A 16,091-nucleotide genomic window follows, 5' to 3' on the forward strand; every position below is an offset into this window, starting at 1 on the left:
CAAAAATAGTTAAACAGTAAGTTTAGGATAACAGATATAATACTTGGTTGTAATTTTCGAAACTGTTTTCAAATTTAATTGATCAGAAGCTTTTACAACATCAGTCACTTTTCCGTTATCATTTATTATTTTAATATTTTGTTTCTTAGAATCATACGTCTGGTTTTGAACAGTTCCTGAATAAACAAAATAATTTATGTCTTGCTCATTTAAATTGTAAGCTTTCATAAATATAGTACGTTGTTTTTCTAATTTTTCTGGACTAATTGGGTTGCTTTTTATTTTAATCTGTAATAATTCTCTATTTAAAATCATCTCAGAAAGCTTTGAAAGTGTAAAATCTGACGAATTCTGCCATTGCTTTATTGCTGATAAAATATCAACATCATCCAAAGATGCAAAACGATTTAAAACAGATTCTGTAAAATTACCTTTGCCTATTTTATTGGTCATAAAAAACATAAGTGCATCACTACACGCTAGTTTTTCTCCTCTAGCCAGCAATTCTTTAGCTCGTTTTAAAATACTGATAAGCAATTGCTCTGCTACCAAACCAGTTTTATGTAAATATACTTGCCAATACATAAACCTACGTGCCATTAGAAATTTCTCTACAGAATAAATCCCTTTTCGCTCTACAACAAGCTCATTATTGACTACATTTAACATGGTAATTAAACGTTCCGAATTAATATTCCCTTCTGCAACACCCGTATAAAAACTGTCTCTCTTTAAATAATCTAACCGGTCTATATCTAACTGACTAGAAACTAATTGATTTAAAAATTTCTTAGGGTATTCTCCTTTGAAAATAGCTATTGCAGTTGTTAATTTGCCTTCAAACTTATCATTTAAAGACTCCATAAATTTCAACGAAATATATTCATGACTCACCCCTTCTACGATACTATGCTCCATTGCATGCGAAAAAGGTCCGTGACCTATATCATGCAACAAAATAGCACAAAGCAAGCCTTCTTCTTCTTCTTTTGATATTTCAATATCTTTAATACGAAGTATTTGAATTGCTTGCTGCATAAGGTGCATACACCCCAAAGCATGATGAAAACGAGTATGATGTGCCCCTGGATACACCAAATAAGACATGCCCATTTGAGATATTCTACGCAAGCGCTGAAAGCTAGGTTCAGCTATCAAACTAAAAACTAAAGGGGTGGGAATGTTAATAAATCCGTAAATTGGATCATTAAAAATTTCAAGTTTCTTTAACTTTATCAAATTAAAAAGATTTGTTAGCTTCAAAGTTATACAATTGCATTTTAAGTATACTATTAAAAAGCTAGAATATTAAAGGGTTAAAAAGCCTCAAATAGATTTATACAACATACATGAATAAAATAACGATACTTTGGGTAGACGATGAAATAGATTTGCTAAAATCTCATATTCTATTCTTAGAAAGTAAAAATTACAAGGTAGTAACCTGCAAAAGCGGACAAGAAGCCCTTGAGGAAGTGGCTAAAACACGTTTTGACATTGTTTTCTTAGATGAGAACATGCCAGGAATTTCGGGCTTAGAGACATTAACAGAATTAAAAGATATAGACGCAACACTTCCTGTAGTCATGATCACTAAAAGCGAAGAAGAGTTTATCATGGACGAGGCAATTGGATCTAAAATAGCAGATTACTTGATTAAACCTGTTAATCCTAATCAGATTTTGTTATCTCTAAAGAAAAGTTTAGACAACTCAAGATTAGTTTCTGAAAAGACAACAGCTAATTACCAGCAAGAATTTCGAAAAATAGCGATGGATTTATCCATGGTAAATTCATATACTGAATGGGCTGACTTATACAAAAAACTGATTACCTGGGAACTAAGACTGGAAGAAATTGAAGATTCTAGCATGTTTGAAATACTAGAATCTCAAAAATCCGAAGCAAATAATCAATTTGGAAAATTTATTGATAAAAATTACGAAGATTGGTTTACAGATGAAGATGCTCCCGTTTTATCGCACACTGTATTTAGAGAATTAATAAAACCAGAACTAAAAGACCAACCTACCCTATTGGTTGTTGTTGATAATTTGCGTTACGATCAATGGCTTGCTTTTGAAGATACGGTGACTCCTTTTTACAAAAAGAAAAAAGAGACGAGCTATTTTAGCATCTTACCTACAGCTACCCAGTATGCAAGAAATGCTATATTTTCTGGATTAACACCTCTTGATATGGAAAAAAAATATCCAAAATGGTGGAAAAATGACACGGAAGATGGTGGAAAAAACCTTTTTGAAGCTGAGTTCTTAGGAGAGCAATTAAAAAGATTAGGTCTAGAGTTAACATGGGAATACCACAAAATAACTAGTTTAAAGCAAGGCAAACAATTATCTCAGAATTATAAAACTCAAAAAAAGAATGATCTAACAGTCATTGTATATAATTTTGTAGACATGCTTTCCCATTCAAAAACAGAAATGGAAGTAATTAAAGAACTTGCTTCTAATGACAAAGCATATAGGTCACTTACTCAAAGCTGGTTTAAGAACTCACCCCTACTAGAAATCATACAACAAGCACAATCTATGGGACAAAGGCTAATTATAACCACAGACCATGGAACCATCAATGTAAAGCAACCTTCTAAGGTTGTAGGAGACAAAGACACTAGTTCCAATTTGCGTTATAAAACTGGCAGAAGTTTGTCTTATGAGAAAAAAGAAGTTTATGAAGCTACTAAACCAAGTGCTATATTTTTACCGACTATAAATATGAGTAGCTCTTTTATATTTGCTAAGAATGATTTATTTTTTGCATACCCAAATAACTACAACCATTACGTGAGTTATTATAGAAATACCTATCAACATGGAGGTGTTTCTTTAGAAGAAATGATCATTCCGTTTGTAGTACTAGATCCAAGATAAGTGAAGAGGTTAAAAATACACATAATAAACTCCTAAATAGAACCAATTCTATATAATTTCACAGCTTTTATTCTACTGATTAGTGTAAAACACACGAAAAGAGTGCATTTCATCTAATAAATGGGGAATTATGCACTAAAGTTTAACGAATAATAGCTATATTTACTACAGTTTCAACTAAAAACAATAGTTATGTTCAAAACAGTAGATAGATTGATGCAGTTCATCAAGAATGCAGGTATGAGTGCCCGACAATTTGACCTTTCAATAGGTGCGAGTAATGGTTACACACTAAGAATGCTAAAGAACAATGCTTCGATTGGTAGTGATGTTATAGAGAATATAGTCGCTACCTATCCTAAATTAAATTTGGTTTGGTTAATAACCGGCGAAGGAGAGATGTTAAAATCTGAAGTAAATTCTTTAAATTTCAACCAATTACCGAAGGAAAAACAGTCGGAAATTGAACAAATTATTGAGCGCAAAATTAGAGAGCGCCAAGAAAGAGAGTTACGTAGTCTTTTAAAAGATGTAACAGATGAAATTAATGCGATGGAAGACAATAATTAATTGTCTTTTATAGAATTACGCCTTTATTTTCAATGGCTTTCTTAAGCTTATTTAATTGTTCAAAATAATCCTCCTCTTTCATTGTTTCCTTTTGGGATTTTAAATCTTGAAATTGGAGGATTAATTTAGTTCCCCCCAACTGACTTTGTCCTAGTAGCTCTAAAATCACATTGATTTTCTCATTTACCAATTCATTAAGGTATTCTGCTCTAGTTTTGTAACTAATCCATTTTGCTAGGAAATAAATTAGCACTAGCAAAGGTGCTATTATCGGAATAGCTTTAAACACTTCTACTTCATCAAATATTGTCTCACTACCTATTACCACCTGGTAAAGCTGTAGACCTACTACACTTAGATGAATTAACACAGCATACCTCCAAAGTTGTTTTGAAGTTACAAACCATATAAAAAGCAATACAAATATGGTAAGCTTAAAACTTATTAACCAAACATAGGTCTGAAAATCACCTTCCGGAATTATTAATTTTAAATTAATAAGAGAAATTTCATTTAACGTAACGGGAACCCATTTATAAGAAAAAGTAACTAGTGGTAGTGATAAAACTAAAAAAAAGAGAAACACATTTTTCGTATTTGCGTTAGCCATATATATGGTATACCTACTAGTTATATCATGAGACAAGGTCTGTAATTCTTTTAATCGTCGGTCTAGGGAAAATATAGTTTTGAACGATATATCTTGATTGTTAATCTTCCTTTGAATAGTGTCATTTTTGACCTTGTAATGCTGCAAACTAAGTAACTCTTTTAGAATATTAATTTGTTTAACGTTAGTCGCTTCGATTCTGTACCTATTCAATTTTTTATCGATATAGAAAAGTAACATCAAATGTAGAGGAAATACTACAAAAGGTAATATTTCCGACAAAATCACACCGTAACCAACTACGTTAAATGCTCCGTAAACTTGATAATAACCGATAAAAATAAAAACTATCAAAGCATATTTCCACCTATCAATCGTCGTTAAAAAAATAAAAGATGCCAAAAGAGCAAGATGGATTTTAGAAAAATAATGCCACACACTGTATTCTATAGTATCAAAAAAAACTGGGGTGATTTCAAAAAAAAGTGTTTTCCATACGACCATATCTTTAAAAAAAAGATAAGCATACATAAAAATGCAAAGAATTAAAATAAAAAAAGTAACAATAACCTGAAAAGCCACCTTCTTTTTAAAATACAAATTCATAGGTAAGGATTCTACACTTTATTATATGTACGTAGAATTAGGACCATTGGTATGTTTAAAAGTTATTCTGTTGCTATTTTTCGTTCAATAGCACCTTTTATTCTTAGAAGTTCCTGTTGATACGCTGCTTTAGATAGTTTTGATTGATTCTCTCGTAGTGAAATTAATTCTGCAACTATGCTATTTTCATTTTCCTCCATAGCATTGATAGCAGTTAATGCCTTCTGAATCTCCTGTTCTATCTCTTCATTCAAAATATCGTTCTTGCTTTTATATTTAATGATCCTGTGTAGCAGCAGAAAGGTTATTAAAATTGGAATCATGATAGGAAGTGCAGTAATCAATTCACTCTCATCAACTTTAGACTCTGTATTATCTAAAGCTTGAGCCATTTGGAATACAGCAATAATAATATTGAAAAAAATACCGTATTTAAGAATACTCTTCGTTGTGAAAAACCACACAGATAATAACAATAGGTTAAATAATTTTAGATTAAAGTAATAGAAAAAACTTTTAGACTACTAAAGTTTGTTTCTAATTTATACCAATATAAATCCAAAATTGCTCACTCACTCGGCATCAATCTATGAACAAAAAATAGGGATGGAGAAATCAATAAAATGAGCACTATAAGGAATTCAATTTTACCTGAAGAAGGTTTTTGAAGTTTAACAATTGGACTATTTTTATATATTAAAATTGTTTCTAGTTCTTTTATTCTAAAGCTTAAATCACTTTCCTTTTTATTATTTTTTTTGAAGTAAATAGGTCTCTTTTATTTATAAAGAACTTTCTTTCAACATAACTTAAATAAAACAGATTAGTTATATCGAAAACTAAAATTTTAATTTTTTCAACAGTGTTAAATTCAAATTTCTTATCAAACTGATTGAGAAGGAAACAATATAATAATCCAACCATGATGCCAAATATGTATGAGTTAAAATTTAAATTTAATTCAACAATAACAACCTCAGAAATACGAAAACACATATACACAAGAAGAGGTGCTAAACAATATTTCCACCTATCAGATATAGTCAGAAACCAGACACTAACAAAAGCTATCACATAAGTTTTTTTGCAGTAGATAATAAAATTTAAATCAATAGATTCATCCATTGAAAATTTCCAAAAAAATAAATTGAAAACTTTAACATCAGGTATCAATAAATAAGAATAAATAATAAGGGCAAACAAAATACACATATTGCCAATATTAGGTTCAGTTTAAGATGTTTCCTTTGAGGGATTTTCAAAATAAAATTAGAGTTTAAAAACTGATTTAATCCACAAGGCTATTCTGAAGCTTAGATTTTAACGCTTTCAGCCGCCTAAAATAATCTTCTTTGTCTAGAATATTCTTATTATTTCTAAGAAGTATTAATTCTTGAATTAATTTATTCTCATTATTCTCCAAAGTATTTAATTCTGTCAAAACTTGTTGAATCTCCTGCTCTATCTCTTCATTTAAAATTTCATTTTTACTTTTGTATTTTATGGTTTTATGCAGCAACAAAAAGGTTATTAAAATAGGAATCATTATTGGTAGAACCGCAAACAATTCATTTTCGTCAAGTTTAGTTGTCGTATTGTCTAAAACTTGAACCATTTGAAAAATTGCTATAATTAAATTAAACAGTATTCCATATTTTAAAATAGTCTTTGTAGTAAAAAACCATATGCTAAGCAAATAAATATGAAAAAATTTAATACTAAAATAGTATAAAAATAAATTTAAAGTAAGAAATTGTGTGTCATAAACAATAGATCCAAATCTAATGACGCTATCTAAATCATCAGGTATTAATTTGTAGATTTTTAATATAATTGGAGCCATAATTAATAAAGCTGCAATGAGATATTCTATTTTAGAATTAAACCTCTTTATCAGATGCAAATAAATAAAGCTACCATTATATGCTAAATAAGATTCTAAGGTTTTTACTTTAAAGTTGAGATCATTTCTCTCAATACTTACCGTATTATTAAAGTCCTGTTCCTCTATAAGTTTTTGCTTTAAATTAACAATCTTCTTTTCATTAGAATAGTTAAATAATAACTTAATAATATCAAAAGTTATCATATGAATGGTATTCGCGAAATAAATTTTTGACTTCCCATGTACTAAATGCAATAAAATGGAGTAAAAAACACCCATACCAATGCCTACCGCAACATAATTTTCTTGAAGCCCATATTCTATTTCTAATATCGAGTATAATTGAAGGATGACTAAAACAATAGAAGGAAGTAAAAAATAGCGCCACCAATCTGCAATGGTAAGAAACCAAATAGTTATAAATAAAATTATATAAACTTTTTGAAAAAGAAAAAAAAGAAAAAAACGAGCATTCTTAAACGCTTCTACTTTATACTGAAAAATGTAAAGATCTAGGTATTGATTTTCTGGAATTAATAGGTAAGCATACAGGATAAGTGGTAAACAAAATACAATAACAGCTAAAAGCAAATTCAGCTTTAGTAATTTCTTATGGAGAATTTTCAATAGGGAATTTTTTTGCCATAAATATATACCTTAAAATTGTATGTTCTAAAAATATGATATGAAAAAGGAATACAAGCAAGAGGAAATTAAAGAAATAGCCAAGTTCATTATAGAAAACTCGCCTTCTAAAAAAATATGCTTTCATGGTGAAATGGGAGCTGGTAAAACCACCTTAATAAAAGCTATTGTAAAAGAACTTGGAGGACAAGGGGAAGCAAGTAGTCCCACTTTTGGAATAGTGAATGAATATAGTGATGCTCAAAACAATACTTTAGCCTATCATTTTGATTTTTATAGATTAAATGATGAATCTGAAGCTTTAGATTTTGGCGTGGAAGATTACTTGTACTCTAATTATTGGGTATTCATGGAATGGCCCGATAAATTACCCAATTTAATTCCTGAAGATGCCACTCATATTTCTATAACAATTATAAATAAGACTACAAGGATTATTGAAATTCCCTCATAAGGAATCAAAATAAGAGCAATTAAAAAATATTAAAAAATGCCGCGAACGCTTAGCTAGCATTTTTAGTATGTTTTTTCTGTTAAAAAAAATTTTTATCGTTAATATGTAGGTTTTTAAAGTTAAAGTGTTTAATTTAACATTGTAAGAAAGTATAATACGTATATATTTTCCTACATTTGTTTTTTTGACATTAAATTATAACCAAACTAAAATTATTACGATGAACACAAAAAAAATCCCTTCTAGCAATCGCTGCAATCGCTTTATTCGCTTTATCTTCTTGCACTTCTACAAGCTCAAATGATGATGATTCTCTATATGAAACTAATAGTATTGAAAAAAAATTGATTAAGCCTAGACCAGGTTATGGAGGTTAGTCCTTTTTTTTTTACTCAAAGTTTATATCAAAATCAAATAAAAACCAACTAAAATTATTACGATGAACACAAAAAAATCCTTCCTAGCAATCGCAGCAATCGCATTATTCGCATTATCTTCTTGTTCTTCTACAAGCTCAAATGATGATGATTCATTATATGAAACTAATAGTATTGAGAAAAAATTGATTAAGCCTAGACCAGGTTATGGAGGTTAGTCCTTTTTTTTACTCAAAGTTTATATCAAAATAAAAACCAACTAAAATTATTACGATGAACACAAAAAAATCCCTTCTAGCAATCGCTGCAATCACATTATTCGCATTATCTTCTTGTTCTTCTACAAGCTCAAATGATGATGATTCACTATATGAAACAAATAGTATTGAGAAAAAATTGATTAAGCCTAGACCAGGTTATGGAGGTTAGTCCTAGTTTTACTTAAAAATAGTATGAGCAACTTATTTAAAAGTAAGTTGCTTTTTTTATACAATATTTTACTGTTTTTAAAGTTTGTTTTAATGATTCCATTAGATTGTCGATGAAAAAAAATAAAGCCACCATTAAAAAAAAATTATTAATCGAAGGTTTATTAGCCCTACTTGTTTCACTTTCAGTTTTGATTTTTTATTCTTATAAATACATACCACAGGGAGAAGAATATACATCCTACAGGTTTTTTGGAATTATGATAACAGAAAATGGCTATGGTGAAGTTTATGTTGCCATGTACTATTATTTAGCCAAAATTGTTCCTCTATACTTACTGGTAGTATGGTTTATCACTTGTAAAAATTGGTGGTATCATGCTATTCTAATACCAATAGCCATGTATGCTTTCCAACTATTTGTTGCCATATATGGTGAGTCTAGTAAAGTTGACGAAAACGAGCTACTCTATTTATTGGGTGTCTGTATGATAATCATACCCATTGTATATTTTATCCGTGTAAAATTATTTGATAAACATGTACACGGCATAGATTTAGATGCTATTGATGCTGAACTGAAAGAATATAAAGAACGAGAACGCTTGCAAAAAGAAAAAGACCTAACAAGTTAAAAGTTGTAAATTTGCTTTTACTATCATTTTAATGATAGTAGTTTGTCAATATTAATTGACTTATTTTTATATTTACAGCAAATGGATAAACCAACATCACCCTTTAGCAAACAACAGTTACTTCCGCAAGAAGAAACCCTAGAAATATTACGCCAAAAAGGAGAACTTTTCATTGGAATTCCTAAAGAAAATCAATACCAAGAAAAACGTATTTGTTTAACTCCTGATGCCGTAAATGCAATTACCGCAAATGGTCATCGGGTATTATTAGAAGCTGGTGCCGGAGAAGGTGCTAACTTTTCGGATATAGAATACACCAATGCAGGTGCAGAAATTACAAGAGATACCAAAAAAGTTTTTGGTTGTACTATTCTACTTAAAGTAGAACCACCTACGCTAGCGGAATTAGAATTAATGAACCCGCAGACCACAATTATCTCTGCACTTCAAATAAAAACACAGTCTAAAAAATATTTTGAAACACTTGCAAAAAAGCGATTAACAGCTATTGCCTTTGAATACATCATGGATGATGACGGCAAATACCCTGCCGTACGCTCTTTAAGTGAAATTGCCGGAATTTCTTCCGTGCTTATTGCTTCAGAAATAATGTCTAACACTAATAAAGGAAACGGACTCATGTTTGGTAACATAAGTGGTGTTCCTCCAGTAGAAGTAGTTATTATAGGTGCTGGTACTGTTGGAGAGTTTGCAGCACGTTCTGCTATTGGCTTGGGTGCAAACGTTAAAATATTTGACAACTCTATCACCAAACTTAGAAACATACAGGCACACTTAAGGCAAACCGTCTATACTTCTACTATTCAGCCTAAAAATTTACTGAAAGCACTAAAGCGTTGTGACGTCGCCATCGGTGCTACTCGAGGAAAAGACAGAGCTCCTGTGGTTGTTTCACAAACTATGGTAGAGCACATGAAAAAAGGTGCCGTAATTATAGATGTTAGCATTGATATGGGTGGTTGCTTTGAAACTAGTGAAGTTACCAGCCATGATAAACCAACCTTAGAAAAATTTGGTGTTGTTCATTATGCAGTACCCAATATCCCTTCTAGATATCCAAAAACAGCATCTATTTCTATTAGTAATATTTTTACCCCTTATTTATTAAAGATTGGTGAAGATGGCGGAGTAGAAAATGCACTTCGATTTGATAAAGGCCTTAGAAACGGACTTTATTTTTACAGAGGCATACTTACCAATAAAACCGTAGGCGAATGGTTTGACCTTTCGTACAACGATATTAATTTTCTTATTTTTTAATTCTATTTTATGTCATTTATAAAACGATTAGGCTTCTTTTTATTCGGCTTATCTATTGGTATTGTTTTTCTAGCAGTTTTTTTAAAAAACAAAGCCGAAGAAACAGGTACAGAATTCTGTTATTTTCCTAACTGTCGGGTATTAAAAGATCTTCGATCAAAATCATATTCGTATTCAGATGAAGTCACAAAAATGGTTCAAACGGGAGAAATAGATTCTCTTCAAATAAAATCTTTCTTTACAGATGGCGAAGTAGATTTTAAACATAGCGACACTAAATCTACCCCTTGCAAAACCTATGCGATAGAACACGAACTAAAAAGTGGAACATTGAAAACCTTAACGGTTACCAATTGCCCCACCAAAATAATTATTGAGAACATTAAATAATATTCTTCTCTATATTTTTCTTCGCTTACGCTCTATTTTAAGTAAATTAAGCTCACGACTGGTTTGCCCAGCTACCGAAGTATTTTCCTCTGCTCTTCTTATTAAGTAAGGCATAACATCTCTAACAGGACCAAAAGGCAAATATTTAGAGACATTAAAGCCACTAGCTGCTAAATTAAAAGATATATGATCACTCATCCCATATAATTGTCCAAACCAGATACTTGTATGGTTTGGTTTTAGGTTTTTAAGGTTCATTAAATCCATCATCTTATAACAACTTTCTTCATTATGCGTACCCATATAGATAGACATTGTTTCCAGATTTTCTAACATATAAGCCACAACGGTATCATAATTTAAATCTGTTTCTGCCTTAGAGCTACAAATCGGAGAAGGATACCCTTTTTCTAAAGCTCTATCATTCTCTTTTTCCATATAAGCACCACGAACTACTTTCATTCCTATTTTAAAACCATCTTGTTCTGCTCTTTTCTGTAAATTTTTCAAATAATCTAAACGGTCCCAACGATACAACTGTAATGTATTAAAAACTACAACCTTTTCCTTATTGTACTTGCGCATCATTTCTTCTGCAAGCTCATCTGCTGCACCTTGCATCCAACTTTCTTCGCCATCTATTAAAAGTGAAACATCTAAATCATATGCCTTTTTACACGTTTTTTCAAAACGTGCTACTACTCTATTCCATTCTTCTTGTTCTTTATCTGTAAATGGTTTTCCTTCCGTCTTTTTCTGAAACAAGGCAAATCTACCATATCCTGTAGGCTTAAACACAGCAAACGGAATTGCTTCCTTTTCTTTTACAAAATCTAAAACTTTTAAAATCATATGCAACGCTTCATCTAGCGGATCTTCAGTATTTTTTCCTTCTACTGAATAATCTAAGACAGAATTTACCCCTTTGGTGAATAATTTATCGACAACAGGCAAACAATCCTTCTCATTAATTCCTCCACAAAAATGATCAAAAACAGTGGCCCTAATCAAACCTTCCACCGGTAATTTAGCTTTGATTGCGAAATTTGTCATTGCCGTACCAATACGAACCAGAGGCTCATTTGATATCATTTTGAACAAAAAGTAAGCCCGTTCTAACTCAGCATCCGATTTTAATGCAAAAGCCGTTGCAGTATTCTCAAAAATAGATTTCATTTCTAATAATTTATTAACGAATCAAATATAACTACTCCAATTGTATTCTTAAAACTAAAAATAATCTTTATTTTGCAGCATATTTGCAGAAATAATCCTACTTGAATTAAACAAAATAAAGTTTAATAAAAATCAAGAATGGATTATACCCTTAAAAAAAATAAAGTAATGACTTCTATCACATCATCATCTTATGCAGTTCACTTTAACGAAACTGCTTATCTACGTTTAAACGAGCATTTGAGTAACGCTAATTATTCGAAGATTTTTATTTTGGTAGATGAAAATACACATAACTTCTGTTTAGCTCCTTTTATGGCCGAAATACACGGAGATTATGATTTTGAAGTCATCGAAATAGAACCAGGAGAAATTAATAAAAATATAGAAACGTGTACTCAAGTTTGGGAAGTTCTCTCTGAACTAGACGCCGATAGAAAAAGTGTATTGATTAATGTTGGTGGCGGGGTTGTTACAGATCTTGGAGGCTTTGTTGCTTCAACTTTTAAGCGAGGTATTAATTTTATTAACGTGCCTACTACTCTTTTATCTATGGTTGATGCGTCTGTTGGCGGAAAAACAGGTGTAGATTTAGGAGCGTTAAAAAACCAAGTTGGGGTCATTAATCAACCAGAAATGGTCCTAGTTGTTTCTAGTTTTTTACAAACCTTAGAAGAACGACAAATGCAAAGCGGATTCGCAGAAATGCTGAAACATGGTTTAATTAAAGATCACAGCTACTGGAATGAACTAAAAGCTTTAAGTTCACTAGATGCTATTGACCAACTTATTTACCATTCTGTCACAATTAAAAATGAAGTTGTACTTCAAGATCCTACAGAACAAAATATTCGTAAAATATTAAATTATGGCCATACTTTGGGTCATGCTGTAGAGTCTTATTTTTTAGAAAGCCCAAAGCACGAATTACTTTTACATGGTGAAGCCATTGCCGTTGGTATGATTCTAGAAGGTTATATTTCCTATAAATTAACAGGCTTATCAAAAGACGAACTGGAAGATATTAAAGCTACCTTCTTAAGCAACTACCCTAAAGTAAGTTTTAGCCCTGAGGATATTGAAGCTATTTTAAAATTACTAAAGTTCGATAAAAAGAATTCTCACGGTAATATCAATTTTGTACTCTTAAATAAAATAGGAAAACCTGAAATTGACGTGAAAGTTTCCCAAGAATTATTAGTAGAATCTTTCGCTTACTACAAAAATTAATGGTTACACCTACTAAAAATCAGTAGGCTACAACTCTTAATTAAGAGAAGAAATAAAAATGTATAGTTTAGGTATATAATCAAAAACCAACCAAACTATGTTACGTAAAATTGTAGATTACAAAAAATTAAGTCACGAAGTAGCTGTATTATTAATCGAAAGTTACCCTCATGGCTACGGCGACTCTGACATTATTGAGTTCAAAAACATGCATGGCGAATTAATAGAAGCTGTAGAGGTAAAAACAGAAGACATTATTTATCTCGTAAAAATAAGCAAGAGCCTTTCTAATTTTATTGCCAATTTTGATGACAATATAGAGAAGGAGCTAACTATTGAGCCTAAAAACTTAACTAATGAAGATTCTGAAGTAGAAATTCATGAGCATGTTTTTAAAAATGAGTATGAAACAGAAGAAGATTTAGATTAAAGGTACCTTTCTTCTATAATTTTTTTGTGATGGTTTAAATGTCCTGATAAGATAAAACCAACCGCACCAACACTCATAGACGAACCGCTTGCAACCCCCCGCTTCTGCAAGTCTGCTTCTGCAAATGAATTAAACAGTGCTATACTGGACATACGTACCGCCCTAAACTCTTCTAACAAGCTTTGCTTACCTCTATTACCTGCATTAGCATTCAATATATAATCATCTTGCTCAAAACCAGGAAAAGAGGCTTTATCATTTCTAGAAAAACAAAGCGCTCTGTATTGAAATACACGTTCGGTGTCAATAATATGTACCAACGCTTCAGCTAAAGTCCATTTCCCTTCTGCGTAGGCGTAGTTGAGCTTTTCTTCAGGAATATTAGTTGAAAAATCCTCAAATCTAGTTAAACCTTCTGTCAATTCTTCTTTTAGATTAACTTCACCTAAAGCCATAATATAGGTGTGATAATAAGGATTATAATCTTCTTTAAGTAATTCTGATGTTTTCATAATTAGAAATTAAAAAATCCCAATGAAAATAATTCCAATGGGATCCTTATGATTAGTTGTATTTTAAGCTTTTACATTTCGTTAAATATGGTATGCATTAATCGTTTCTTATCATTGATGCTTTCTTCTAAAGAAATCATTGTTTCTGTGCGACTAATACCATCAATATCATCTATTTTAAAAATAATGTTTTTAGCATGATTTGTGTCTTTAGCTCTAATTTTACAGAAAATATTGAATTTACCCGTAGTAATATGTGCTACTGTTACATTCGGAATCTGATTTAGACGCTCCAAAACAAATTTTGTTTGATGTGTCTTTTCCAAAAAGATACCAACATATGCAATAAATGCATATCCAAGTTTTACATAATCTAATGTTAATGATGAACCTTTAATGATACCTGCTTCTTCCATTTTCTTTACACGTACATGAACTGTACCTGCAGAGATTAAAAGTTTTTTTGCAATATCCGTAAAAGGAGTTCTGGTATTGTCAATTAACATATCCAGAATCTGGTGGTCTATTTCGTCTAACTTAACTTTTCCCATTCTATACTATAATTTGAGGCAAAAGTAACGAATAAAGAAATTAAATTCAATAAATCTTATATAATTTTAACAAAAACGTAATGTTTTAGTAGTATTAAAAAAAATTATTCATTTTTTTGAAATTAAGTCTACTATCTCTTTCAAAGACTTTAAATTTTCTAAATCCTTATTATTCAAGCAATTAAATGTCTTATGGCCGTAAAAATTACTCAAATTTCCTGTTTTTTCTATAAAAGGAACAAATGTTAATACTCCTGAAACAAGGGTCTCTTTGAATAATATTCCAATATCAGCTCCATTACGTAAGTTTTTATTTACAAAATCAGCATTTTTTATGAGAATATCATAAAATAATTTTCCATTCTCTGGAATCTCAAAATAGTCTTTTTGCTCATATGTATCTATATTTTGATCTGCAATTACATTTACCCCTTTTATTATGGCACAAAAAATAAACTTTCTTGTTTCCTCACGATCATAGTCATTAACGTAATGACCAGACTCAAACAATATAGTAGGCTTATTTAGCATTTGGAATGTATCTCCTACACAATTAGCATTGAAACCATCGTCATACCTACCCACCTGTCCTGGAATGTATTTCTGCAGCTCTTTATTCATTGCTACAATTAACTGCATGCTAACTCCCCTAGATTTGGAGATACTACGCTCTTCATCATGCGAAGGAGCTAGAAAAGATACTGTAGCAGGTTTAGAAGTTGCTCCAACATTAAAAATGGTACGCTGATCATGTAAATTAAAACAATAATCAGGTATAAAAGCGTCATAAACTGCTCTAAGAATTTTACTCTCTGGCTGTGATTTATCTTGAGCATCTCTATTTAAATCTACCTCATTAGCATTAATACGTGTATATGCTTCTGCTCCATCTGGATTAAGAATCGGTATTATTTTAAAAGTACATAAAGCTAAAAGCTTTTGAGCTAAATCTGAATTAGAGCTGATAAGGTTTAAAAAATCTAGCACTGCTTTAGTCGTTGTAGATTCATTTCCATGCATCTGTGACCACATCAATATTTTATACTTTCCCGAGCCAAAAGTTACCGATTTGATTTCTCTGTTCAAAACAGATTTTCCGATCACCTCAATTTGAAACGGACTCCCTAACTGATCTAAAAAAGGAAATATCATGTCATTGGTGACATATCTTCCTTGTACAGAATTCTCTCTACTTAAGTTATATAATTCTATAAAATCTAACATATAATTTGCTTCAATTAAAATACAAAAGTAAGCCCTTAATGATTTACAATTGTATACATAATAATTTACATTTGTATACAGTATTTTAGTATATTTGTAGCTTAAATAATACAATTGTAACTTCATATGTAGCTGAATATAAGGAAATACAATGTTAAAGCCTTATAAACAAGTATTTCAGCTATTTAAGTCT

Annotated in this window: 17 protein-coding genes; 9 read left to right on the plus strand and 8 right to left on the minus strand. The window is 30.8% G+C overall.

The annotated features are described in order from the left end of the window. Window positions 1-9 precede the first annotated feature (9 nt). A complete protein-coding gene (locus CELAL_RS20675; protein ID WP_013552859.1) occupies window positions 10-1,239 on the minus strand; it encodes an HD domain-containing protein in 1,230 nt (409 codons plus the stop codon). A gap of 110 nt (window positions 1,240-1,349) precedes the next feature. Between CELAL_RS20675 and porX the strand changes: the two genes are divergently transcribed. After that, window positions 1,350-2,894, plus strand: a complete 1,545-nt coding sequence (porX, locus tag CELAL_RS20680; RefSeq protein ID WP_013552860.1) for a T9SS response regulator signal transducer PorX — start codon at window positions 1,350-1,352, stop codon at window positions 2,892-2,894. Window positions 2,895-3,110: 216 nt separating this feature from the next. Continuing rightward, the gene (locus tag CELAL_RS20685; RefSeq protein WP_240927867.1) at window positions 3,111-3,464 is read left to right on the plus strand and encodes a hypothetical protein; all 354 of its coding nucleotides are present in this window, start codon (window positions 3,111-3,113) and stop codon (window positions 3,462-3,464) included. A 7-nt stretch (window positions 3,465-3,471) separates the two neighbouring features. On the opposite strand, the gene CELAL_RS20690 is transcribed toward CELAL_RS20685, so the two are convergent. The 3 genes from CELAL_RS20690 to CELAL_RS20705 all read right to left on the minus strand — a co-directional run bounded on the left by CELAL_RS20690 (window position 3,472) and on the right by CELAL_RS20705 (window position 7,192). After that, the gene (locus tag CELAL_RS20690; RefSeq protein WP_041557852.1) at window positions 3,472-4,680 is read right to left on the minus strand and encodes a hypothetical protein; all 1,209 of its coding nucleotides are present in this window, start codon (window positions 4,678-4,680) and stop codon (window positions 3,472-3,474) included. Between the two features lie 62 nt (window positions 4,681-4,742). After that, window positions 4,743-5,144 (minus strand): hypothetical protein, encoded by a 402-nt coding sequence (locus tag CELAL_RS20695; protein WP_041557853.1) that lies wholly within the window; start codon window positions 5,142-5,144, stop codon window positions 4,743-4,745. Between the two features lie 824 nt (window positions 5,145-5,968). Continuing rightward, entirely contained in the window at window positions 5,969-7,192 is a 1,224-nt protein-coding gene (locus tag CELAL_RS20705) for a hypothetical protein (protein WP_041557855.1), read from the minus strand. A gap of 58 nt (window positions 7,193-7,250) precedes the next feature. Between CELAL_RS20705 and tsaE the strand changes: the two genes are divergently transcribed. From tsaE to CELAL_RS20725, 5 genes are all read left to right on the plus strand, one after another. Further along, window positions 7,251-7,664, plus strand: coding sequence for a tRNA (adenosine(37)-N6)-threonylcarbamoyltransferase complex ATPase subunit type 1 TsaE (gene tsaE / locus CELAL_RS20710; protein WP_013552866.1), 414 nt, complete (start codon window positions 7,251-7,253; stop codon window positions 7,662-7,664). Window positions 7,665-8,103: 439 nt separating this feature from the next. Further along, window positions 8,104-8,259, plus strand: a complete 156-nt coding sequence (locus CELAL_RS22030) for a hypothetical protein (protein ID WP_013552867.1) — start codon at window positions 8,104-8,106, stop codon at window positions 8,257-8,259. Between the two features lie 323 nt (window positions 8,260-8,582). Then, complete coding sequence (locus CELAL_RS20715) at window positions 8,583-9,104, plus strand: hypothetical protein (RefSeq protein ID WP_013552869.1); 522 nt, start codon at window positions 8,583-8,585, stop codon at window positions 9,102-9,104. 81 nt (window positions 9,105-9,185) lie between these two features. Next, the gene (locus tag CELAL_RS20720; RefSeq protein ID WP_041557856.1) at window positions 9,186-10,385 is read left to right on the plus strand and encodes an alanine dehydrogenase; all 1,200 of its coding nucleotides are present in this window, start codon (window positions 9,186-9,188) and stop codon (window positions 10,383-10,385) included. A gap of 9 nt (window positions 10,386-10,394) precedes the next feature. Beyond that, window positions 10,395-10,775, plus strand: coding sequence for a hypothetical protein (locus CELAL_RS20725; RefSeq protein ID WP_013552871.1), 381 nt, complete (start codon window positions 10,395-10,397; stop codon window positions 10,773-10,775). Window positions 10,776-10,784: 9 nt separating this feature from the next. Here the strand turns inward: CELAL_RS20725 and CELAL_RS20730 are convergent, their stop codons facing one another. Then, window positions 10,785-11,951, minus strand: a complete 1,167-nt coding sequence (locus tag CELAL_RS20730) for a proline dehydrogenase family protein (protein ID WP_013552872.1) — start codon at window positions 11,949-11,951, stop codon at window positions 10,785-10,787. A gap of 138 nt (window positions 11,952-12,089) precedes the next feature. Between CELAL_RS20730 and aroB the strand changes: the two genes are divergently transcribed. Together aroB and CELAL_RS20740 are read left to right on the plus strand one after the other, a co-directional pair. Next, entirely contained in the window at window positions 12,090-13,181 is a 1,092-nt protein-coding gene (gene aroB, locus CELAL_RS20735) for a 3-dehydroquinate synthase (protein WP_013552873.1), read from the plus strand. 97 nt (window positions 13,182-13,278) lie between these two features. After that, the gene (locus tag CELAL_RS20740; RefSeq protein ID WP_013552874.1) at window positions 13,279-13,611 is read left to right on the plus strand and encodes a hypothetical protein; all 333 of its coding nucleotides are present in this window, start codon (window positions 13,279-13,281) and stop codon (window positions 13,609-13,611) included. On the opposite strand, the gene CELAL_RS20745 is transcribed toward CELAL_RS20740, so the two are convergent. The 3 genes from CELAL_RS20745 to CELAL_RS20755 form a co-directional block, all read right to left on the minus strand. Beyond that, entirely contained in the window at window positions 13,608-14,123 is a 516-nt protein-coding gene (locus tag CELAL_RS20745; RefSeq protein ID WP_013552875.1) for a DinB family protein, read from the minus strand. The two genes, CELAL_RS20740 and CELAL_RS20745, sit on opposite strands and share 4 nt — an antisense overlap. Window positions 14,124-14,194: 71 nt before the next feature. Then, on the minus strand, window positions 14,195-14,674 hold the full coding sequence (locus CELAL_RS20750) for an Lrp/AsnC family transcriptional regulator (RefSeq protein ID WP_013552876.1): 480 nt from the start codon (window positions 14,672-14,674) through the stop codon (window positions 14,195-14,197). A gap of 108 nt (window positions 14,675-14,782) precedes the next feature. Then, window positions 14,783-16,024, minus strand: coding sequence for a M14 family metallopeptidase (locus CELAL_RS20755; protein ID WP_013552877.1), 1,242 nt, complete (start codon window positions 16,022-16,024; stop codon window positions 14,783-14,785). Between the last annotated feature and the right edge of the window lie 67 nt (window positions 16,025-16,091).

The organism is Cellulophaga algicola DSM 14237, from assembly GCF_000186265.1.
GTDB classification, from domain to species: Bacteria; Bacteroidota; Bacteroidia; order Flavobacteriales; family Flavobacteriaceae; genus Cellulophaga; species Cellulophaga algicola.